The sequence below is a fragment of the Enterococcus sp. DIV1420a genome (assembly GCF_051712165.1).
Taxonomy (GTDB): domain Bacteria; phylum Bacillota; class Bacilli; order Lactobacillales; family Enterococcaceae; genus Enterococcus; species Enterococcus faecalis.
The window spans coordinates 208,803-228,581 of the sequence record NZ_JBIOOI010000002.1; the positions used below are offsets into that span (position 1 = coordinate 208,803).

Annotated in this window: 18 protein-coding genes; 12 read left to right on the forward strand and 6 right to left on the reverse strand. The window is 36.9% G+C overall.

Annotation, left to right across the window (positions count from 1 at the left end; all coding sequences use genetic code 11):
* Position 1: 1 nt before the first annotated feature.
* The gene (gene trpS / locus IGI80_RS12215; RefSeq protein WP_438723718.1) at positions 2-1,012 is read right to left on the reverse strand and encodes a tryptophan--tRNA ligase; all 1,011 of its coding nucleotides are present in this window, start codon (positions 1,010-1,012) and stop codon (positions 2-4) included.
* A 359-nt stretch (positions 1,013-1,371) separates the two neighbouring features.
* Between trpS and spxA the strand changes: the two genes are divergently transcribed.
* The 4 genes from spxA to pepF all read left to right on the forward strand — a co-directional run bounded on the left by spxA (position 1,372) and on the right by pepF (position 5,902).
* Positions 1,372-1,770, forward strand: coding sequence for a transcriptional regulator SpxA (gene spxA, locus IGI80_RS12220; protein WP_002356477.1), 399 nt, complete (start codon positions 1,372-1,374; stop codon positions 1,768-1,770).
* A 342-nt stretch (positions 1,771-2,112) separates the two neighbouring features.
* On the forward strand, positions 2,113-2,775 hold the full coding sequence (locus IGI80_RS12225) for an adaptor protein MecA (RefSeq protein ID WP_002356478.1): 663 nt from the start codon (positions 2,113-2,115) through the stop codon (positions 2,773-2,775).
* A gap of 89 nt (positions 2,776-2,864) precedes the next feature.
* Positions 2,865-4,043 carry a competence protein CoiA gene (locus tag IGI80_RS12230; RefSeq protein ID WP_438723719.1) on the forward strand — a complete coding sequence of 393 codons (1,179 nt, stop codon included), beginning with the start codon at positions 2,865-2,867 and terminating at the stop codon, positions 4,041-4,043.
* A gap of 47 nt (positions 4,044-4,090) precedes the next feature.
* Positions 4,091-5,902 (forward strand): oligoendopeptidase F, encoded by a 1,812-nt coding sequence (gene pepF / locus IGI80_RS12235; RefSeq protein WP_002380671.1) that lies wholly within the window; start codon positions 4,091-4,093, stop codon positions 5,900-5,902.
* Positions 5,903-5,993: 91 nt separating this feature from the next.
* Here the strand turns inward: pepF and IGI80_RS12240 are convergent, their stop codons facing one another.
* A complete protein-coding gene (locus IGI80_RS12240) occupies positions 5,994-6,653 on the reverse strand; it encodes a ClpXP adapter SpxH family protein (protein WP_104860082.1) in 660 nt (219 codons plus the stop codon).
* A gap of 63 nt (positions 6,654-6,716) precedes the next feature.
* A complete protein-coding gene (locus IGI80_RS12245; RefSeq protein WP_002356483.1) occupies positions 6,717-7,295 on the reverse strand; it encodes a CYTH domain-containing protein in 579 nt (192 codons plus the stop codon).
* 196 nt (positions 7,296-7,491) lie between these two features.
* On the opposite strand from IGI80_RS12245, the gene IGI80_RS12250 reads away from it, so the two are divergent.
* From IGI80_RS12250 to mgtE, 4 genes are read left to right on the forward strand one after another with little or no spacing between them, the layout of a single operon-like run.
* Positions 7,492-8,166 carry a GTP pyrophosphokinase gene (locus IGI80_RS12250; protein WP_002356484.1) on the forward strand — a complete coding sequence of 225 codons (675 nt, stop codon included), beginning with the start codon at positions 7,492-7,494 and terminating at the stop codon, positions 8,164-8,166.
* A gap of 12 nt (positions 8,167-8,178) precedes the next feature.
* Positions 8,179-8,976, forward strand: coding sequence for an NAD kinase (locus tag IGI80_RS12255; RefSeq protein WP_438723721.1), 798 nt, complete (start codon positions 8,179-8,181; stop codon positions 8,974-8,976).
* 7 nt (positions 8,977-8,983) lie between these two features.
* A complete protein-coding gene (locus IGI80_RS12260) occupies positions 8,984-9,877 on the forward strand; it encodes an RluA family pseudouridine synthase (RefSeq protein WP_002362281.1) in 894 nt (297 codons plus the stop codon).
* 30 nt (positions 9,878-9,907) lie between these two features.
* Complete coding sequence (mgtE, locus tag IGI80_RS12265) at positions 9,908-11,269, forward strand: magnesium transporter (RefSeq protein ID WP_002362548.1); 1,362 nt, start codon at positions 9,908-9,910, stop codon at positions 11,267-11,269.
* A gap of 117 nt (positions 11,270-11,386) precedes the next feature.
* On the opposite strand, the gene cutC is transcribed toward mgtE, so the two are convergent.
* Complete coding sequence (gene cutC, locus IGI80_RS12270) at positions 11,387-12,016, reverse strand: copper homeostasis protein CutC (RefSeq protein ID WP_002356490.1); 630 nt, start codon at positions 12,014-12,016, stop codon at positions 11,387-11,389.
* Positions 12,017-12,145: 129 nt separating this feature from the next.
* Between cutC and IGI80_RS12275 the strand changes: the two genes are divergently transcribed.
* The 4 genes from IGI80_RS12275 (at position 12,146) to recD2 (ending at position 17,310) form a co-directional block, all read left to right on the forward strand.
* On the forward strand, positions 12,146-12,991 hold the full coding sequence (locus IGI80_RS12275; protein WP_438723722.1) for a methyltransferase domain-containing protein: 846 nt from the start codon (positions 12,146-12,148) through the stop codon (positions 12,989-12,991).
* Between the two features lie 314 nt (positions 12,992-13,305).
* Positions 13,306-13,812 carry a tRNA (uridine(34)/cytosine(34)/5-carboxymethylaminomethyluridine(34)-2'-O)-methyltransferase TrmL gene (gene trmL, locus IGI80_RS12280; protein WP_002356493.1) on the forward strand — a complete coding sequence of 169 codons (507 nt, stop codon included), beginning with the start codon at positions 13,306-13,308 and terminating at the stop codon, positions 13,810-13,812.
* Positions 13,813-14,029: 217 nt separating this feature from the next.
* A complete protein-coding gene (locus IGI80_RS12285) occupies positions 14,030-14,674 on the forward strand; it encodes a histidine phosphatase family protein (RefSeq protein WP_002365042.1) in 645 nt (214 codons plus the stop codon).
* 26 nt (positions 14,675-14,700) lie between these two features.
* Entirely contained in the window at positions 14,701-17,310 is a 2,610-nt protein-coding gene (recD2, locus tag IGI80_RS12290; RefSeq protein WP_033786484.1) for an SF1B family DNA helicase RecD2, read from the forward strand.
* 66 nt (positions 17,311-17,376) lie between these two features.
* On the opposite strand, the gene IGI80_RS12295 is transcribed toward recD2, so the two are convergent.
* Positions 17,377-18,336, reverse strand: coding sequence for a diacylglycerol/lipid kinase family protein (locus tag IGI80_RS12295; protein WP_002356498.1), 960 nt, complete (start codon positions 18,334-18,336; stop codon positions 17,377-17,379).
* A 311-nt stretch (positions 18,337-18,647) separates the two neighbouring features.
* Positions 18,648-19,775 (reverse strand): tyrosine-type recombinase/integrase, encoded by a 1,128-nt coding sequence (locus tag IGI80_RS12300; protein WP_438723723.1) that lies wholly within the window; start codon positions 19,773-19,775, stop codon positions 18,648-18,650.
* Between the last annotated feature and the right edge of the window lie 4 nt (positions 19,776-19,779).

Here is a 19,779-nt window from a genome sequence, read left to right on the forward strand (position 1 = left end):
GTTAGCGCCGAACTTTTCTTCCCAAACCAACAGCATTTTTCATTCGTTGAAGTGTTTTGTTGGCTACCAGGCGAGCGTTTTCTGCGCCCTCATCTAAAATCATATCTAATTCTTCTGAAGCTAGAAGCTCTTGGTAGCGCACTTGAATAGGTTCTAATAAGGCAACTACTGCTTCTGCTAAATCTGCTTTGAAGTCTCCATAGCCTTTGCCTTCGTATGCTTGAACAAGTTCCTCAACAGTTTGACCTGTCGCAGCAGAATAAATATTTAGTAAGTTAGTAATGCCAGGTTTTTCTTCTTTATTATATTCAATTACACCAGTTGAATCAGTTACAGCAGAGCGGATTTTTTTGCGAATCACTGCTGGCCCATCAAGCATTGAAATAAAGCCCTTCACATTTGTATCAGACTTACTCATCTTTTTCGTTGGTTCTTGTAAGCTCATAATTCGACTACCTTGCTCAGCGATTTTTACTTCAGGCATCGTTAAAATTTCTTGATTTTTTTGGGCGTAACGTTTGTTGAAGCGTTCCACAAAATCACGTGTTAATTCTAAGTGTTGTTTTTGATCATCTCCGACTGGCACTAAGTCAGCGTTGTACAACACGATATCACCAACCATTAATGGAGGGTATGTTAAAAGACCAGCGCTTACGCTAGCACGACCATTTTTTTGAGATTTATCTTTAAATTGTGTCATTCGCTCTAACTCACCAATAGAAGTATTGCACTGAATGATCCAACCAGCTTCTGCATGGGCACTCACTTCAGACTGTATGAAAATTGTTGCTTTTTGTGGGTCTAAACCAACCGCTAGGTAAAGAGCTGCTAAGCTACGAATTTGCTGGCGTAGCTTTTGCGGTTCTTGGGGAACGGTAATGGCATGTTCATCCACAATACAAAAATAACAATTATATTCATTTTGTAATTCGATAAATTGTTTCATCGCACCAATGTAATTTCCGATTGTCGGAGTACCACTGGGCTGAATACCAGAAAAAATTGTTTTCATTAAATAACCACCTGACTTTAGACTTAAGATAGTGAATAGTTCTATTATACATTTTATTAGAAAAAAATACATGGGAACTTCTTGAAAAATCACCAAGAGAAGTAAATTATAACAGCAACCATAAAAATAGAAAACTGTATTACTTTTTTACAGAATCATAACGAATATCCATAAAATTTCATAAAAATTAACCCTAATTTTACACAGATGTAATGAAGGAAAAATAAACAAAGTTAATAAAAAATGTTTAAAAACCCCTAGTATTTTTATTAGAAATTAGGTATACTGGTTTTAAATAGAGGAACAGTACAGTTCCCTGTTTCAGAAACGCGATGATTCGCGAAAAGGAGTGATGCACAATGTTGACACTTTATACTTCCCCAAGTTGCACGTCATGTCGTAAGGCTAGAGCCTGGTTGCAAGAGCACGAAATTCCTTTTAAAGAAAGAAATATTTTTTCTGAACCTTTAAATATTGAGGAATTAAAAGCAATTTTAATCATGACAGAAGATGGAACAGAAGAGATTATCTCTACTCGCTCTAAAGTTTTCCAAAAATTAAATATGGATTTGGACGAGCTTCCACTTCAAGATTTATTAGAGTTGGTTCAAGAAAACCCTGGATTGTTGCGTCGGCCAATTATGATTGATGAGAAAAGATTACAAGTCGGTTTTAACGAAGATGAAATTCGCCGATTCTTACCAAGAGATGTTCGACAACTGGAATTGCGCCAAGCACAATTAATGGCAGGTTTATAAAAAATATAAAATTTTGTTCTTTATTTGTTAATTGTAATAAAGAACGATTCATATGAATTTAGGGCCAGGGATTTTTATCTCTGGCTTTTTAATACATATTTAGAACTTGTATTCATTTGATTTGGCAGAACGTGGTCAAGGAAAAATAGTATCTTTTTTGGAGAGACTGCGTTAAGATGAAGAGGTAGAAGGAGCGAAAAACCAATCGTTAAAAAAGTTCAAAGTTTATAAAACGTTCGCTAGTTTTCGAGGATTTACAGACTTTCCACTTTACTTTTGTGTAGTTTTCGCTACAATGAACGTAAGAAGTTTCCTGATTGAAGCAAAGAGAGGTGTAGCGCTATGGAAATGGAACATATTAATGAAAATACGATTCGTGTGTTAATTGGCAACGAAGACCTGGCGGATAGAGGGATTACTTTTCTTGACTTACTAGGAAACCACAAAGATGTTGAAAATTTCTTTTATAGTATTTTAGAAGAAGTTGATGTCGAAGATGAATTCCAAGGTAGTGAAGCAGTCACTTTCCAAGTCTTGCCTAAAAATGATGGCTTAGAACTGTTTATTAGTAAAAATGTCGCTATGGACGACTTGTCTTCCTTAGAAGGTCTGAGCGAAGTCAATGCAGATGTTAGCGAATTAATTCGCAAACAAATTGAAGCAGACAAAGCAGCCGCCGATGAACTTGATGAGATGGAAGCCACAGATGAAACAAACAGAAATGTAATCTTTGAATTAGATAATTTTGAAGCGATGATCCAATTATCCAAAGAAGTCTTCATGCAATCTGTTTTGACTAACTTATACACGTACAACGATCGTTATTACTTACAAGTTTTGTTCTTAACCGATGAATTAGAAAAAACAAATGTTGACAATGAAATTGCACAGATTTTAGAATTTGCTCATAAAACAACTGTCACTCAGGATACTTTAGTCGAATATGGCACTTGTATTATGGAACGCAGTGCGTTGGAATTAACACGTTATTACTTTAATGATTAAGCAAAAAAGCAAAAACTTTCGAGTTTTTGCTTTTTTTTTTGATGAAAATTAAGAAACTTTGCGTAGTTTATTTATGAGAGGTGAAAATCATGTTAACAGCTTTAACGGCAGACAACCAAGAATTATTTTCTTTAATCGATTGCTCGATTGATGAATTAACACAGATACGAAGCGAACAAGCTTTTGTGTGTCCAATGTGTCATCAATCGGTCATTTTGAAGGCAGGCCCCATTAAAATACCCCATTTTGCTCATCGTAAAAAGAATAGTTGTTGGTACGAAGCAGAAGCTGAAACAGAAGAACACCTCCGCTTGAAGCAGCTTTTTGCGGAAAAGTGTTTACGCGAAAAGCTGTCCTTTCAAGTTGAGGCATACTTACCCACCTTGAAGCAACGCCCAGATTTACTCATTGGGAAGATAGCCATTGAAATTCAATGTAGTCCATTGCCAATTAAACGTTTGGTGGAACGGACGGAGACTTATCAAGCTCATGGCTATCAAGTTGTTTGGATTTTAGGTGAACGATTAGTGCCTAAAGACAAGCTCACGCAATTAACGAAACAATTCCTTTACTTTTCGGAGTCCTTGGGATTTTATTTATGGACGGCCAATAAGAAGCAAGAACGAATAGAATTACTTTGTCATATTGAAGAGAGTCAATGTCAACAATTTTATAGAAGAAAACAATCATGGGATTTTTACGAAAAAAAATTACTAGAAATCTTCCGACTACCGACCGCTAATTTAAATTTACTGCCAGATAGACGGCACACTGGCCAATTGATGCATGATTATTATCAAAAATTGACGCAACAACTTGGTTACAGAAATGCTCAGTTGCTTAGAACACAGAGTTTTTTATACACGAAAGGTTGTCACCTTCTCCAGTTACCTCCTTGGTTTTACTATCCTGGATTGAAGCTATTACCTTCTTCTGAAGAAGATATTCATTTAAAAATGCTTGTTTGGGAAGCACTAAAAACCGAAGAAGAGCGTTTAGTGACCAAACAGGAACTATGGCGTATCTTGGAAGCTGTTTTTTTGGAAGAAGGGAACTTTGTTTGGCAGCCACTGCCGAATATTGGCTTAAAAAAGCTTTTTAAAATTGTGGGAAATAACTTATTGAGATGGTTACAAGAATGTTATGTGTTAATTAAAGTAAACAATAAGTACCTAATAACTAGTATTTTCCTAAGAGAAGATCCAGAAAAGCTCATTCATTGGCTAAAAAAAGTGAAAAAACAACATTTTTTTAGTCACACGTGTTAAATTATGATAGTATAATGAGTAAAACGTTTCTTAAAGGAGAGTAAACTATGAGCGAAATTAAACAATTACCAACACGTGATGAAGTTCCAACTCCATTGACTTGGGATTTAACCAAAATTTTTAAAGATGATGCTGCTTTTGATGTTGCGTATAATCAGTTGACAGAAGAGCTAAATCAAGCAGAATCATTTAAAGGAACCTTAGGGAATGGTGCAGAAGCTTTTCTAGCTGCGTTAGAATACGTTTTAGATGTCTATCGAAAAGTGGAAACATTATATGTCTATTCTCATTTAAAAAATGATCAAGACACTACAAATACAGCTTACCAAGCTTTATATGCCAGAGCTAGTTCTTTATATGCACAAGTTAGTGAAGCTGTTTCTTGGTTTGACCCAGAGGTTTTAACATTAAGTGATGAACAAATCTGGGGATATTTTGAAGAGCAGCCCAAATTAGCTGTTTATCGTCACTATATTCAAAATATTTTAGATGAACGTCCCCATGTTTTATCGATGGAACAAGAAGCTTTACTGGCGGGGGCTAGTGAAATTTTTGGTGCCTCAAGTAATACATTTTCAATTTTAAATAATGCAGACTTAGAATTTCCAACTGTGCAAAATGCTGAAGGCGAAACGATTCAACTTTCTCATGGCGTTTATGGTCAGTTAATGGAAAGTGTCGATCCATCTGTTCGTGAAGCAGCATTTAAAGGTTTGTACAAAGTATACAAACAATTTAGAAATACATTAGCCTCAACTTTAGGTGCACATGTTAAAACACATAATTATAAAGCAAAAATTAGAAATTATGATTCTGCTCGAGCAGCCTCTTTAGCAAGTAATCATATCCCTGAAAGTGTTCACGAAACATTAGTAGCTGTAGTAAATAAACATTTACCTTTGCTACATCGTTATGTAAAATTAAGAAAAAAATTATTAAACGTAGAAGAATTACACATGTACGACTTGTATGCGCCTTTGCTAGGTGAAGCACCAATTCGTTACAGCTATGAAGAAGCAAAAGAAAAAGCAATTGAGGCTTTAAAACCACTAGGTGAAGACTATTTATCTATTGTTAAAGAAGCTTTTTCAAGTCGCTGGATTGATGTGATTGAAAATCAAGGAAAACGAAGCGGCGCATATTCTTCAGGAGCTTATGACACAGCCCCATACATTTTAATGAATTGGCATGATAGTTTGGATCAACTATTTACATTAGTCCATGAGATGGGCCATAGTGTTCATAGTTACTATACAAGAAATAATCAGCCGTATGTTTATGGCGACTATTCAATTTTCTTAGCTGAGATTGCTTCAACCACAAATGAAAATATTTTAACAGAATATTTATTACAAACAGAAACAGATCCTAAAGTACGTGCGTATGTCTTAAATCACTATTTAGACGGCTTTAAGGGAACCATTTTCCGTCAAACCCAATTTGCGGAATTTGAACATTTTATTCACACGGAAGATGCTAAAGGCACGCCATTAACAAGTGAATATTTGAGTGAGTATTATGGCGAGCTCAATGCTAAATATTATGGACCAGAAGTAGTTAGAGACGAAGAAATCAGTTACGAATGGGCGAGAATTCCACATTTTTATTACAATTACTATGTTTATCAATATGCAACTGGCTTCTCAGCCGCTTCGGCATTGTCTAAACATATTTTAGCTGGAGAAGAAGGAGCTTTAGAGAAGTACCTTAACTACTTGAAAGCAGGAAGTAGTGACTTCCCAATTGAAGTGATGAAAAAAGCGGGCGTGGATATGACACAAGCCGCGTATATCGAAGATGCAATGAAAGTTTTTGAAGAACGTTTAACGGAATTAGAAGCTTTGGTTGAAAAATTATAGACAAAGAAGTGGGATATAAGTCCAAATGACTTATATCCCACTTTTTAACTCTTAAGATAATTGGTTAACAGCTTTTGTCGCAGCATCTTTTTTATAATAAATGTAAATGTCCATTTGGAAAATGATAATTGGAGCGACGTTTAAATTCAAAGGTTGCGTCACCTTGGTCTAGCAACGGTTCGTTATGTGGATGGACACGACAAAGTTGTTTAATTTCATCCATGTTTTCAAAATTTTCGACTAAAATGCCGAAATCGTTCTCGCAAGTATAGTTGTAAACGACTGCGGTAGGGTGTTGTTTAATCCCCATTTCTCGAGCAACTTTTTGGTCGGTTTGGAAAGATTCTTTGACAAAATCGGATTGTCGGTCTTTACGATACATATCAATATCCCCGCCGGCTGCTAGAAGTAGTTCTTCTGATAACTCAGGAGAGTAAGCTAGACCGTCTTCAGCTACTGCTTTTTGTAAGCCAATCAACAATTTTCGGCCTTTTTTTCGGCCTTGTAACTGTGCTGCTTTATAGTCAAGAGCGGCTGAGTATAAATCTTCAAAAATTCGATTCCGTCGTTTAATGTCATTAATCGGAATATGTTGACGACTTAAAAATTCATTGATCGTTTTCATGTTTAATAAAGGAATAAAGCGTAATTGTATTTTTTTCTTGTCGTTAACAGACAATTGTATAATTTCTTTTTCAATTTCTAAACAGACGCCGCCTAAAGGATTGACGAACAAATAAATTTCAACCATTCATACTTCCTCCAATGCCATGCTTTTTCAAATACAGGTGCCAGAACGTCAGTGCTTCGAATACTAAGGGGCAGTGGTCCGCATCATGCGTTGAATCTTGTTAGGTGCAAGCGTAATGGGAATGTTCAAATCAGCCATTAATGTTTGAAACGCTTGCTTGCCGCTTTCAGCTTCAGTAACTTCTAACTCTAATTCAAAATCGTGCTGTTGGTTATACCAACTTTCGTCTAACGCAAGTAGTCCTTGAGGAATTTGTTTTTCTGCACGTGCTGTTTTTAATGAACCAATTAAATGGATCGAGGCGATTTCAATACCTAATTCTTGTAATTTCTTCGCCACAGCCCCCTCAGTAGGGAGGTGATTCCTCTTGATAAAGTGGTTCGCCGTCTCAAGCGATAAAGGGTCATTGATTTCTAATAATCCTTCTGGCGCAGGAACTTTTAAGGTTAACTCACCACGATCTGCTAATACGCGAATTCTTAAGCCCATTCGTTGTGCTTTTAATTGAAAATCGTCCGTATCAAAATAATGATTTGTTTGCGTAAAAAAGTCCGTTTTTTGAATAGCAAAATGGTCGATTAATCGTTTGAAATCTTGCGGACTAACTAATGTTTTAAATTCAATTTCTAAGTGCTCACTCATGGGGTTCTCTCTCTTTCTTAAATCACTCCAATTTTCACATATTATATAGGTTTCCGTCAAGAAAAGTGGTCTTCTCTGTGAAAATTTTTTCTAATGAAAGGCGTTTGGAAATCAAATAGCGAATAACACCCTATTTTAGGGAGGACTGTGGTAAAATAATCAGTGAATGAAATTCAAGGAAATTGAGGGATCTACCATGGAACGAGAGTGGGAGCTGTTTTTAGCGCCATATGAACAGGCGGTCAGCGAATTAAAAGTAAAACTACGAGGTATTCGTAAACAATTTCGGGAGCAAGATAAACACATACCAATTGAATTCGTTACAGGACGTGTGAAACCAGTAGATAGTATTTTGACAAAGACGGCTATTCGGCATATTCCTTTAAATCGGATTGAAGAAGAAATGCAAGACATTGCTGGTTTGCGGATTATGTGCCAATTTGTGGAAGACATTTACCAGGTAGTCGCACTTTTAAGAAATCGTAAAGACTTAAAAATTGTGGAAGAACGTGACTACATTGAAAATAAAAAAGAAAGTGGCTATCGTTCGTACCATGTGGTGGTGGAATATCCTGTGCAATTAGTCACCGGGGAAAAGATTATTTTGGCCGAAATCCAAATTCGGACACTTTCCATGAATTTTTGGGCAACGATTGAACATTCTTTGAATTATAAATATCAAGGTGTCTTTCCTGAAGAAATGAAAGAACGCCTTCAGCGAGCGGCAGAGGCAGCCTATTTATTAGATGAAGAAATGTCATCTATTCGTGAAGAAATTCAAGAAGCACAACATTACTTCTCTCATGGCCGTGGATTGCTAGAAAACGAATACTATAAGCAAATTAAAAACGAAACACCAGAAAATCAGTAAAGGAGTCTGCTTATGAAAGTGGCGATTGTTCATAACTCGGAAGAAAAATCGAAACAAGTCACAAAACAACTGACAACACTATTAGAGCAAAACCAAATTCAAATAGACAATCGTCAACCTGAACTTGTGATTTCAGTCGGCGGAGATGGTACGCTTCTTTCCGCTTTTCATCGATTTAATCATCTGTTAAACGAAGTAAGTTTCTTAGGTGTACATACCGGACACTTGGGTTTCTATACAGATTGGCGTGATTATGAATTAAAAGAACTAGTTGAAAGTTTGTGTATTCATCATGAAAAAAGTACGAGTTATCCATTATTAGATGTGCGGATTCGGTTTAGAGATGGGAAACCGGATAAACATTTTTTAGCATTAAATGAATCGACAATTAAACGAGGAAACCGGACGATGGTGGGCGATGTGTTTATTAAAGACGAACTGTTTGAACGATTTCGTGGTGATGGGTTGTCGATTTCGACCCCAACCGGCTCTACTGCGTATAATAAAAGTATTGGTGGAGCTGTTTTGCATCCTAGCATTAATGCGTTTCAGTTAACCGAAATCGCCTCCTTAAACAATCGTGTCTTTCGAACATTGGGGTCACCGATTGTAATCGCACATACGGAGTGGCTGGAGATTAAATTACAGGAAAGTGATGATTATTTTGTCACGGTGGACCAATTAGATATTTATCAAGAAAATATCGCTTCTGTCTGCTATCGAATTGCAGACGAACGGATTCATTTTGCCTCTTATCGGCACATGCATTTTTGGCATCGAGTGAAAGATGCCTTTATTGGTGAGGATTAATTAAACGATGGAATTTCAATGGACATATGACAAAGAAACAACACAACAAGTGAAATATTTTTTAAAGGAACAAGGCGTTTCAAAAGGGTTATTAGCTAAGGTTAAATTTCAGGGTGGTAAAATTCAAGTGAATGGGACCGTTCAAAATGCCATCTATCCTTTACAAACTGGCGATGTCGTTAAAATGACGATTCCAGATGAAGCGGAACATGAGACATTATTAACAGATGATGAACCGATTGAAATTGTGTTTGAAGATGATCATTTTTTAGTAGTTAATAAGCCCGCTGGCATTGCCTCAATACCTGCTCAGTATCATCCTTCAGGAACGATGGCGAATCGTGTTAAGGGCTATTACAAGCGTCAAAATTACGTGAATCAAGTTATTCATGTCGTGACTCGTTTAGATCGAGATACTTCTGGGCTGATGTTATTTGCGAAACACGGCTTTGCTCATGCTTTAATTGATCAAGAATTACGAGAAAAAAAGGTGACAAAAATTTATTATGCCCTTGTTGGTGGAGCGATTGAGCAGTTAAACGAGCATCAATTGATTGAAAAGCCAATTGGGCGCGACTTGTCCTCTTTATTAAAACGCCAAGTTATCGAAACAGGTCAATTTGCTAGTACAGAATATTGGCTCGCAAAAAGAGGAGCCCAAGCAGCAGCTGTGCGCATTCAGCTCCATACAGGACGAACACATCAAATTCGGGTACATTTTGAAGCAATTGGCTGTTCATTGTTAGGGGATGAGATGTATCATGGAAAGATGGATCAAGGAATTGAGCGGCAAGCGTTGCATTGCATGGAACTAATTTTTACTCATCCTTTTACCAAAGAAACGGTTCATCTGATTTCCCCACTAGCGGAGGATATGAAAAGTGTAGATGATACGTTATAATAATAAAGAGGCAGGAGGGGAAAGTGTAAGATGAATGAAGGCCAAGAAATGGAAGAGCAATTTGCCCTTCTTTTAGAAACGCTAAAAAATCAACAAATGAACGAATTTCGTGAGCTATTTTTAGCGTTACACATTTATGAACAAGGACAATTTTACCAATCGTTAGATGAAAAAGACCGACAACATTTATACAATTACCTATCTCCGAAAGAACTAGCGGATATGTTTGATGTTATCGAAGAAGATAATGAGAATATGAAAGATTATTTAGCTGAAATGCGTCCAAGTTATGCAGCCGATATGTTAGCTGAGATGTATACCGATAATGCGGTGGATTTACTAAATATGTTAGATAAGAGTCAAAAGGCGAAATATCTTAGTTTGTTAAGTAGTGAAGAAGCAGGCGAAATTAAAGAGTTACTTCATTACGAAGATGAAACTGCTGGGGCGATTATGACCACCGAATTTGTTTCGATTGTGGCGAATCAAACAGTGCGTTCTGCGATGTACGTCTTAAAGAATCAAGCGGACATGGCGGAAACAATCTATTACGTTTACGTAGTCGACCAAGAAAATCATTTAGTCGGCGTTATTTCGTTGCGGGATTTAATTGTTAATGATGATGATACCTTGATTGCTGATATTTTGAATGAACGGGTTATTTCAGTTCATGTTGGCGATGACCAAGAAGATGTCGCGCAAACAATTCGTGACTATGACTTCTTAGCTGTGCCAGTTACAGATTATGATGATCATTTGTTGGGGATTGTAACAGTTGATGATATTATTGATGTTATCGATGATGAAGCCGCTAGCGACTACTCTGGTTTAGCCGGGGTCGACGTTGAAGAAGTTAGTGAGAACCCTTTAAAAGCCGCTTCTAAACGATTACCTTGGTTAATTACGCTGCTGTTTTTAGGGATGTCTACGGCCTCGTTAATCAGTAATTATGAGTCGTTAGTTAGCGAAGCGAGTATTTTAGCCGTTTTTATTTCTTTAATTACCGGAACAGCCGGCAATGCCGGGACACAATCATTGGCGGTCGCGGTACGCCGTTTGGCTATGAAAGATGAAAAGGATAGTAATTTTGGTCGCTTAATCTTAAGTGAAGTGCTCACGGGACTAGTGACGGGGGCTGTGACAGGTTTAACCATTATGATTGTGGTTGGCGTGTGGCAACATAATCTTCCGCTTGGATTTGTGATTGGGATGGCAATGCTCTGTGCAATTACTGTGGCGAATTTAGCAGGGAGTTTAATCCCGATGTTAATGGATAAATTAGGGTTTGATCCAGCAGTTGCCAGTGGCCCGTTTATTACTACCTTAAGTGATTTAACCAGTGTATTAATTTATTTCAATATTGCCAGCATGTTTATGCGTTATTTTGTTTAAAAAATTGCACTTATTTATCATGAGACTGAGGTAAAAGGATTCGTTGGTTTGCTTGAAATCAAAAAAGTGAGATAGCCGTTAATACGACGGCTACCTCACTTTTTTAGATACAAGAAATTAAACAATTTTTGTGCCATGGACTTCTGTGACTTTTAAAGTGTCCATCACAGTTTGAACGTTTTCTGTGGAAATACCGCCACCTGGTAAAATAAGAATCCGTTGATCTGCGTAGACAATTAATTCTTTTAAATGATCAAAGTTGTCTTCGATAGGGGTACCAGCTGGCCCGCCATGAGTTAAAATACGCGTCACACCACGCTCAGCTAACCAGTCGATCGCCTTAAATTGATTTTCTTTCGACAAGGCATCAAAAGCCATATGGAAAGTGATTTGCAAGCCTTCAGCTGTTTCAATGAATAAGTCCAAAGCTTCTTCATCTAACCAACCGTCCTCAGTTAAACAGCCAATAACAATGCCGTCGGTTCCTAATTTCTTTGCTTCGATTAAATCGGTATGCATAATTTTTAATTCAATATCATTATAGACAAAATTGCCGCCACGAGGACGAATGATTGTCATCACTGGTACAGAATGTTCGCCAGCGTATGCTAAGACTTCTTCAATAACACCAGTACTTGGCGTCGTTCCACCCACGGCTAAGTTATCGCATAATTCGATGCGATTCGCACCTTTTTGAATGGCTTGGGGAATCTTAGTGAAATTTTCGGCACAGAATTCTTTAATCATTTCTTATCGCTCCTTGCTTTTTCTTCACAGGCATTGTACCATAATTCTGCTTACTACCATAGCCCTGAAAAAAAGAGTGCAACTTTTTATAAGAGAAAATGTTCATTTAATGAACGTAAGGAGTTTTAAATGTTAAAGAAAATTGAACGAGCACAACAATTATTGAAAAAAGAAGCAGCCGTATTTCGCTGTCCAACTTGTCATGAACCAATGCATGTAGAAGGGGTTGGTCTGATTTGTCAACAGAGGCATCAATTTGATTTATCCAAGAAAGGCACGCTATACTTTCTAAATCATGGCGTTCAGACAGAATATAATAAAAAAATGTTTACTTCTCGAGGAAAAATGATTCAAAGTGGCATGTACGCGCCTGTTTTAAACAAAATTATGTACTATCTTCCTCAAAATAAAACAGTAGTTGATGTTGGTTGTGGTGAAGGGAGTTTTCTAGCTGAGTTAAGTCAAGCAGGCTTATCTGGACTGAAAATCGGGTTTGATTTATCAAAGGAAGGAATCTATTTAGCAAGTAATCAGCCAATTGATGCGTTTTGGTGTGTGGCGGATTTAACGAATTTGCCATTTGCGAATGAAGGGCTTGATACGATTTTAAATATTTTTTCCCCTTCACATTATCAAGAATTTCGGCGAGTACTAAAAGCTGACGGGACTGTGATTAAAATTATTCCTGAAGAGAATTACTTAAAGGAATTACGAGCGGCTTTTTATCCCAATGACGAAAAGAAACAAAGTTATTCCAATCAAAAAGTAGTCCAACGTTTTGCCGAGGAATTAGCAGTGGAAGTAGATGAACGAATAACTTATTGCTTTGACATTCCCGAGGAAAGACGGTTGGATTTATTAGAAATGTCGCCATTAGAGTGGCAAGTTTCTCAAGAAGTTAAAGCCAAACTACAACAGCGACCATTGGAAAAAATCACGATTGACATCCGCTTGTTAGTAGGTCGTAAAAGATAGACTTTTTTGTGAAGAAAATCCTAAAAAAGTCTTGCAATAAAGTGACATTGGTGTTATATTACTTACAAGTTGTTTTTTCATTGGTTTTTATCAGGGTCCTGTTCTGATAAAAGTTAGTGAAGAGACCTTCACTAACGTAACGACTCGCCGTGCTAGACACCGAGACGGTACGTTTTTTTTTTATTGGTTAGAATAGCTGCCGCCTGACATCATCGCGTCATGCGGTTTTTTTTTGAAAATAAGTATTGTGGGCGCTATTTATTTTGAATTTATGCTAAAATGAACACGATTGATATTTGAGGAGCTGAAGATAGTTGACGAACCATATTGTTTTATTTGAACCACAAATTCCAGCAAATACTGGAAATATTGCACGGACATGTGCAGCGACGAATACACCGTTGCATTTAATTGAACCTTTAGGATTTTCAACAGATGATAAACACTTAAAACGTGCCGGATTAGATTATTGGAATGATGTAAATATTACGTATCATAAAGATTTGGCTGCCTTTTTAGCCCATGTGGCAGGCAAACACTTGCATTTAGTAACCAAATTTGCTCACCAAACGTACAGCGAGGTCAATTATAATGATGGCGAGGACCATTATTTCCTTTTTGGAAAAGAAACAACGGGCTTACCAGAAACGTTTATGCGAGAAAACGAAGAAAAGTGTATCCGAATTCCTATGAATGATGAACATGTGCGCTCATTGAATCTTTCTAACACTGCCGCACTAATTGTTTATGAAGCCTTACGTCAGCAAAATTTTCCAAACCTAGAACTGACGCATCATTATGAAAATGATAAATTAGATTAAAAAAAGTTAAGACAGTAGCGCTTTTTTTCAAAAATGTCAGGAGAAAGTGGTTTTATTTTTACTGTTGCCCAATTTCCGAGCCTAGAACAAAAAACAATTTAGATTTTTGTTCTAGGCTTATTTTGCTTGGATTACTAGAAACTTCCATGGATATTTTCGCAGGGAAGTGATAAACTAGAAAGACATATGAAGAGATAAAGAAGTTTGGAGAAGTTACATGAAATTATATTTTACACGACATGGAAAAACTGAATGGAATCAACAGAAACGATTTCAAGGAATGACAGGAGATTCGCCGTTATTACCAACTAGTTATGACGAAATTAAACAATTAGGCCAATATTTACAAGATATTCCGTTTGAAAAAATTTATTCTAGTCCGCTGTTACGTGCTAAAAATACTGCGCGGGGAATTCAACAAGAATTGAATCGTCCAGTTGAAATTGTTTATACAGATAGCTTAAAAGAATTAGGTTTAGGTCGTTTAGAAGGACAATATATTGAAGAAATGCGTAATTTTTATGGAGAAGAATTAGATCATTTACGGCATCGTTTAGATTTGTATGATCCAACAATTTTTGATGGTGAACCAATCGAGCAAGCGATTCAACGGATTTCAGAAACAGTTGCTGAAGCGGCGAAGCAGCACGAAGGTCCAGTTCTATTTGTCGGACACGGAGCAGCGCTGACGGCGGCAATCCAAGCGATGGCTGGTAAACCATTATCAGAATTACGGACAATGGGCGGGCTGTTAAACAATAGCCTTTCAATCCTTGAAACCAAAGAGGCATCAAGGAACATGCCGTACGACTTAACGTTATGGAATGATACGTCTTTTTTAGCTAAAGAAAAAGCACAATAAGCGCACAACAGAAAGGAGGGCTTGTAGTGGTAACACTTTTTGGTGAGGACGAAGAAAAAGCCTTTATTGTTGGGACTGTACAAGCAATCTTTTTTGAAAATCCCAGTAATTTTTATAAAGTCGTTCTTGTAAATGTGACCGATACAAATACAGATTATTTAGAAAAAGAAATTGTAGTAACTGGTAGTTTTGGCCAAGTTCAAGAAGAGGAACCCTACCGTTTCTTTGGTCATTTTGTGGACCATCCTCGTTATGGCAGACAGTTTCAGGTGGATAGTTATCAGCAAGAAAGACCGACTTCGGCTAGTGGGGTGGTTAACTATTTATCAAGTGACAAATTTCCTGGCATTGGTAAACGAACTGCTGAAAAAATTGTTGAAGTATTAGGGGAAAGTGCGATTGACCGAATTATTGATGACCCGAGTGTTTTGGAAGAAGTTACTGTTTTAAATGAAAAAAAACGTCAAGTAATCGTCGAAACAATTCGCTTGAATCACGGGATGGAGCAAGTGATTGTGGGACTAAATCGATACGGCTTCGGTAGTCAGTTAGCTTTTTCAATTTATCAAACCTATCAAGAAGAAACCCTTTCTGTGATTCAAGAAAATCCTTATCAGTTAGTTGAAGATATTGAGGGAGTCGGATTTAAACGAGCGGACAATATTGCTGAACAAATCGGCATTCAGGCGGATTCTGCTGTTCGAATTCGAGCGGCGATTTTACATGAAGTGTTTGAACACTCCATTCGCTCAGGCAATACGTATGTTCAAGCAGATGTTTTATTAGAAGAAGCAATTCGGACCTTGGAAGCAAGTCGCCCAGTGGAAATCTCACCTGATCAAGTGGCCAATGAAATCATTACGTTAGTCGAACATGGAAAAATCCAACAAGAAGAGACTAAACTTTTTGAGAACAGTCTCTATTTTTCTGAATGGGGCATTGGTACTTCGATTCAGCGTTTACTTTCTCGTAAAAAAGAAATTCATTATGAGGAAGAAGAAGTCCAAAAAAATATCCGAATGATTGAGAAACGTTTAAATATTCAGTATGGCGACTCGCAACAAGCAGCGATTGAAGAAGCGATTAAATCACCGTTATTTATTTTAACTGGAGGGCCCGGAACAGGGAAAACAACTGTTATTAATGGGATTGTCTCGTTGTTTGCGGAACTAAATGGTCTTTCATTAGATCTCAAAGACTATACGCAGGAGATGTTTCCAATCTTGCTAGCGGCGCCAACTGGGCGAGCAGCGAAACGTATGAACGAAACGACAGGTTTACCTGCAAGTACCATCCACCGTTTGTTAGGCTTGACAGGTCGTGAAAAAAATCCGAGTTTAACCGCCAAAGAATTAGAAGGTGGTTTGCTAATTGTAGATGAAATGTCCATGGTGGATACTTGGTTAGCCAATACGTTATTAAAAGCTATTCCGACAAACATGCAAGTGATTTTTGTTGGTGATAAGGATCAGCTACCGTCTGTCGGTCCAGGTCAAGTCTTACATGACTTATTGCAAATTAACGAAATTCCCAAATGTGAGCTAAACGAAATTTATCGTCAAGGAGACGGTTCAAGTATTATTCCTCTTGCCCATGAAATTAAAGAAGGAAAGTTGCCTACTGATTTTCAAAAAAATCAAAAGGATCGCTCGTTCTTTGCAAGTGATATTGGTCATATTGAAGAATACATTCGACAAATCGTCACAAAGGCAAAAGCAAAAGGGTTTACGCCACAAGATATTCAAGTTTTAGCGCCAATGTATCGTGGCGCAGCTGGCATTGATGCCTTGAATAAAATGATGCAAGAAATCTTCAATCCAAATGAGGGGAAGAAAAAAGAAGTCAAGTGGAATGACACCGTCTATCGGATCGGGGACAAAGTTTTGCAACTAGTCAATACGCCAGAATTAAATGTGTTCAATGGAGATATGGGAGAAATCGTCGGAATTACTTTAGCCAAAGACTCAGAGGACAAAGTGGACGAGTTGGTTTTACAGTTTGATAATAATGAAGTAACGTATAAAAGAAATGAATGGAATAAAATTACGCTATCGTATTGTTGTTCGATTCATAAAGCGCAAGGTAGTGAATTCCGCATGGTGTTACTGCCAATGGTTCATCAGTATAGCCGAATGCTGCAACGAAATTTGCTGTATACAGCAGTGACACGTAGTAAAGAATTATTAATTCTACTAGGTGAGGTTTCTGCTTTTGAAACATGTGTCAAAAACGAATCGGCTAGTCGCATGACGATGCTAAAAGAACGAATCGTGAACGCAGAACAAATGACCTTAACGACTAGAACTCAGTTAGAAGCCTATGAAGAAGGTTTAACGGCAGACCATCCATTTACTGAAAAGGAAACAAAAGCTGTCTCTTATGAAACTGAACAGCAATCAACGAAAGCCAATCAGATCAAAGAAACAGACGATCAATTAGTTGACACAACGGTACAAGAAGTTTCGCTATTTGCTGATGAAGGAGAAGAGTCAACCCCTTCATCAGCAAATAAAGCGACAAAAGTTGTCGAAGAACCATTACCAAAAGAACCACGACTAACAGTCGAAATTATCCAAACAAATGCTGTTGATCCAATGATTGGAATGAAGGATACGACGCCTTATCAATTTATGTGAGAAAAGGAAAGAGTGCCATAAGTCGTTTTGACTTATGGCACTCTTTTTCAACCTTAAGGGACTCAGTTAAAACCAAAACAAACGTTTTTGTGTGGTATAAACCATATCAATACTTCGTTTGCCTAAAATCTCGCCATCTGCGTGAATGGTTTGTGGAATCGTCGAAACAATTCGAATTTTACTTGATTGAAAATGATGAAAATGTTTAGATTTCCCTTGTTTTTGGCGAAGCAATAGGAAAATAAGCCACAAAATTTTAAAAATATTGATTCGTTCCACGACAACTAAGTCCACGACTGCTTTGCGAGGATTGGCCGTCGGCATAATTGATACGCCCCCGCCAAAATAAGGATGATTTGTGACCGTACATAGGAAAGCACGATTAAATGTGTATTGTTTACCATTCATTTCAACTAAAATTGGAAAGCCTTTTTGTTTAAAAAAGACATGAATGATTGAAGAAATATAGGAAAGCGAGCCAAGCTTAAATTTATTTAAGGCTTTTTTTGATGACGATTCGTTGGTTTTTTCCACGATTGCCGCATCTAATCCTAAGCCAACATTATTGGTGGCTAAGCCGATTTCTTCTTGGTTGGCTTCTACATAATGAATTGTTTGAATTTCTTTTGGTCGTCTGGTGCGCAGGATTTGATGCAATGCTTTATCAATATTTCTTGATAATCCCACCCCTCGTGCAAAATCATTTCCAGAGCCGCATGGAATATAGCTTAAAGGAATAGCTGAATCATATGGAAGTAATGAATTAATGACATTATGTAGTGTGCCATCGCCGCCTAGCACGACTAGGATTGGAAAAGTTGAAACGTCTAAGTCTTCAGACCAAGGAAGTAAAGTTGTTTCTGCAAGTTCCTTCGTCAATTCTTTTTCATGTCCAGCGTAATCAGTGTAAAGAGCCGTATATTTAAGTTCTTGTTGCTTGAGTTGTTGAATCACTTTTCTAGCGACTTTTCGGCCATTGCCGCTACTTGCCTGCTCGTTGATAATAAGATAGTAGTGAATGTTCATTGAGCTCCTCCTTTGAATCGCTATTGTCCATTATACCAGAGGGAGGAACTTCTGCGAATAAAGATTGCTTAAAAAAGTAAAAAATGACTAGAAAAAGGCACGAAACAATGCATGAGAGGTGAAAACTGCAAATAAGTGCAAAGTAAAACAGGGCTTTCATTGACTATTTTGACGTTCCATATTAGAATGTGAACTGTTGCAATTGTAACCAAGGTTCATCAACCGAATAGTGTAAATTGCTGAAAACCTTTATAATAAAAGGTTTTTTTGTGATGATTAAAGTGTTTTGCCACAAAAATGCCACAAAAAAATTACAAAAAATTTTCATAATTATAAATAGAATCAACTTCCATTTTTTTAGATACATGTAAATAAACATTTGCTGTCATATTAATTGTTCCATGTCCTAATCGCTCAGAGACAAATTTTATATTAGAACCACTTTCTAAAAGATGAACTGCATGAGAATGCCGTAAAGCGTGAGGAGACAATTTCGGTATGCCAGCAAGCTTACATATTGTTGAAAAATAAGTTCTGTAGTTACACTGTTTTAGAAAGTCTCCACTTGAATCAGTAAATATTTGATTTTTGTTGAGAATATAGGTTTTTGATTTCATTGAGTATTCAAACTTATGGATTTTAAACTTCTTTAAAAGATCTAGACTTTTTTTATCAAGTAAAATTGTTCGATAACTTGAAGTAGTTTTCGGTTCAGTAATAAAATTATTATTGTTCTCACGATAGAGCGTTTTGTTAATAACAAGTTTATTTTCTATAATATCTTCCCATTTTAGAGCTAGTGCCTCTCCTAATCTCAAACCGGTTCGAGCAAGTATAAAAGTAAGTACATAGTATTGATGGTTAATAAAAAATTTAGTACCTTTATACGTTTCGGCAGTTGATAATAACTTTTGTAAATCGTTTTTTTCAAAAAAATGGATATCTTTTTTTCGACTTTGATTTCTTGGGTATTTAATATTTTTCATCGGATTAGAATCTATTAGTTTGTAATCATTCACTGCATCTTCTAGAGCGCTACTAAAAGTTGAGCAATAAGATTTAGCAGAATCAACCGATAAATGATTACACATTTCATTTACCCAGTTTATACAATCAATACGCTGTATTTCTGCTACTTTATAGTATGCAAATTTAGGCAATATGTGTAGACGTATTGCTCTTTTTGTTTTGGCAAGGGTCGATTTTTTTATTTGTCTTTCTTTAATTTTAAGCCAATTATCAAGGTATTCATGAACTAATATATTTTCTCTGTGGATATTAGAGCCAGATTCTATCTTACATTCAAGTTCATTCGCTGCAGACTGTGCATCACGCTTGGTTCTAAATCCGCTCTTTGATATCTCTCTGAACTTACCATTTTCTTTGTACCGGACACGATAACGCCATTTACCATTATCTTGCTGTTTAATGCTGGCCATTTTA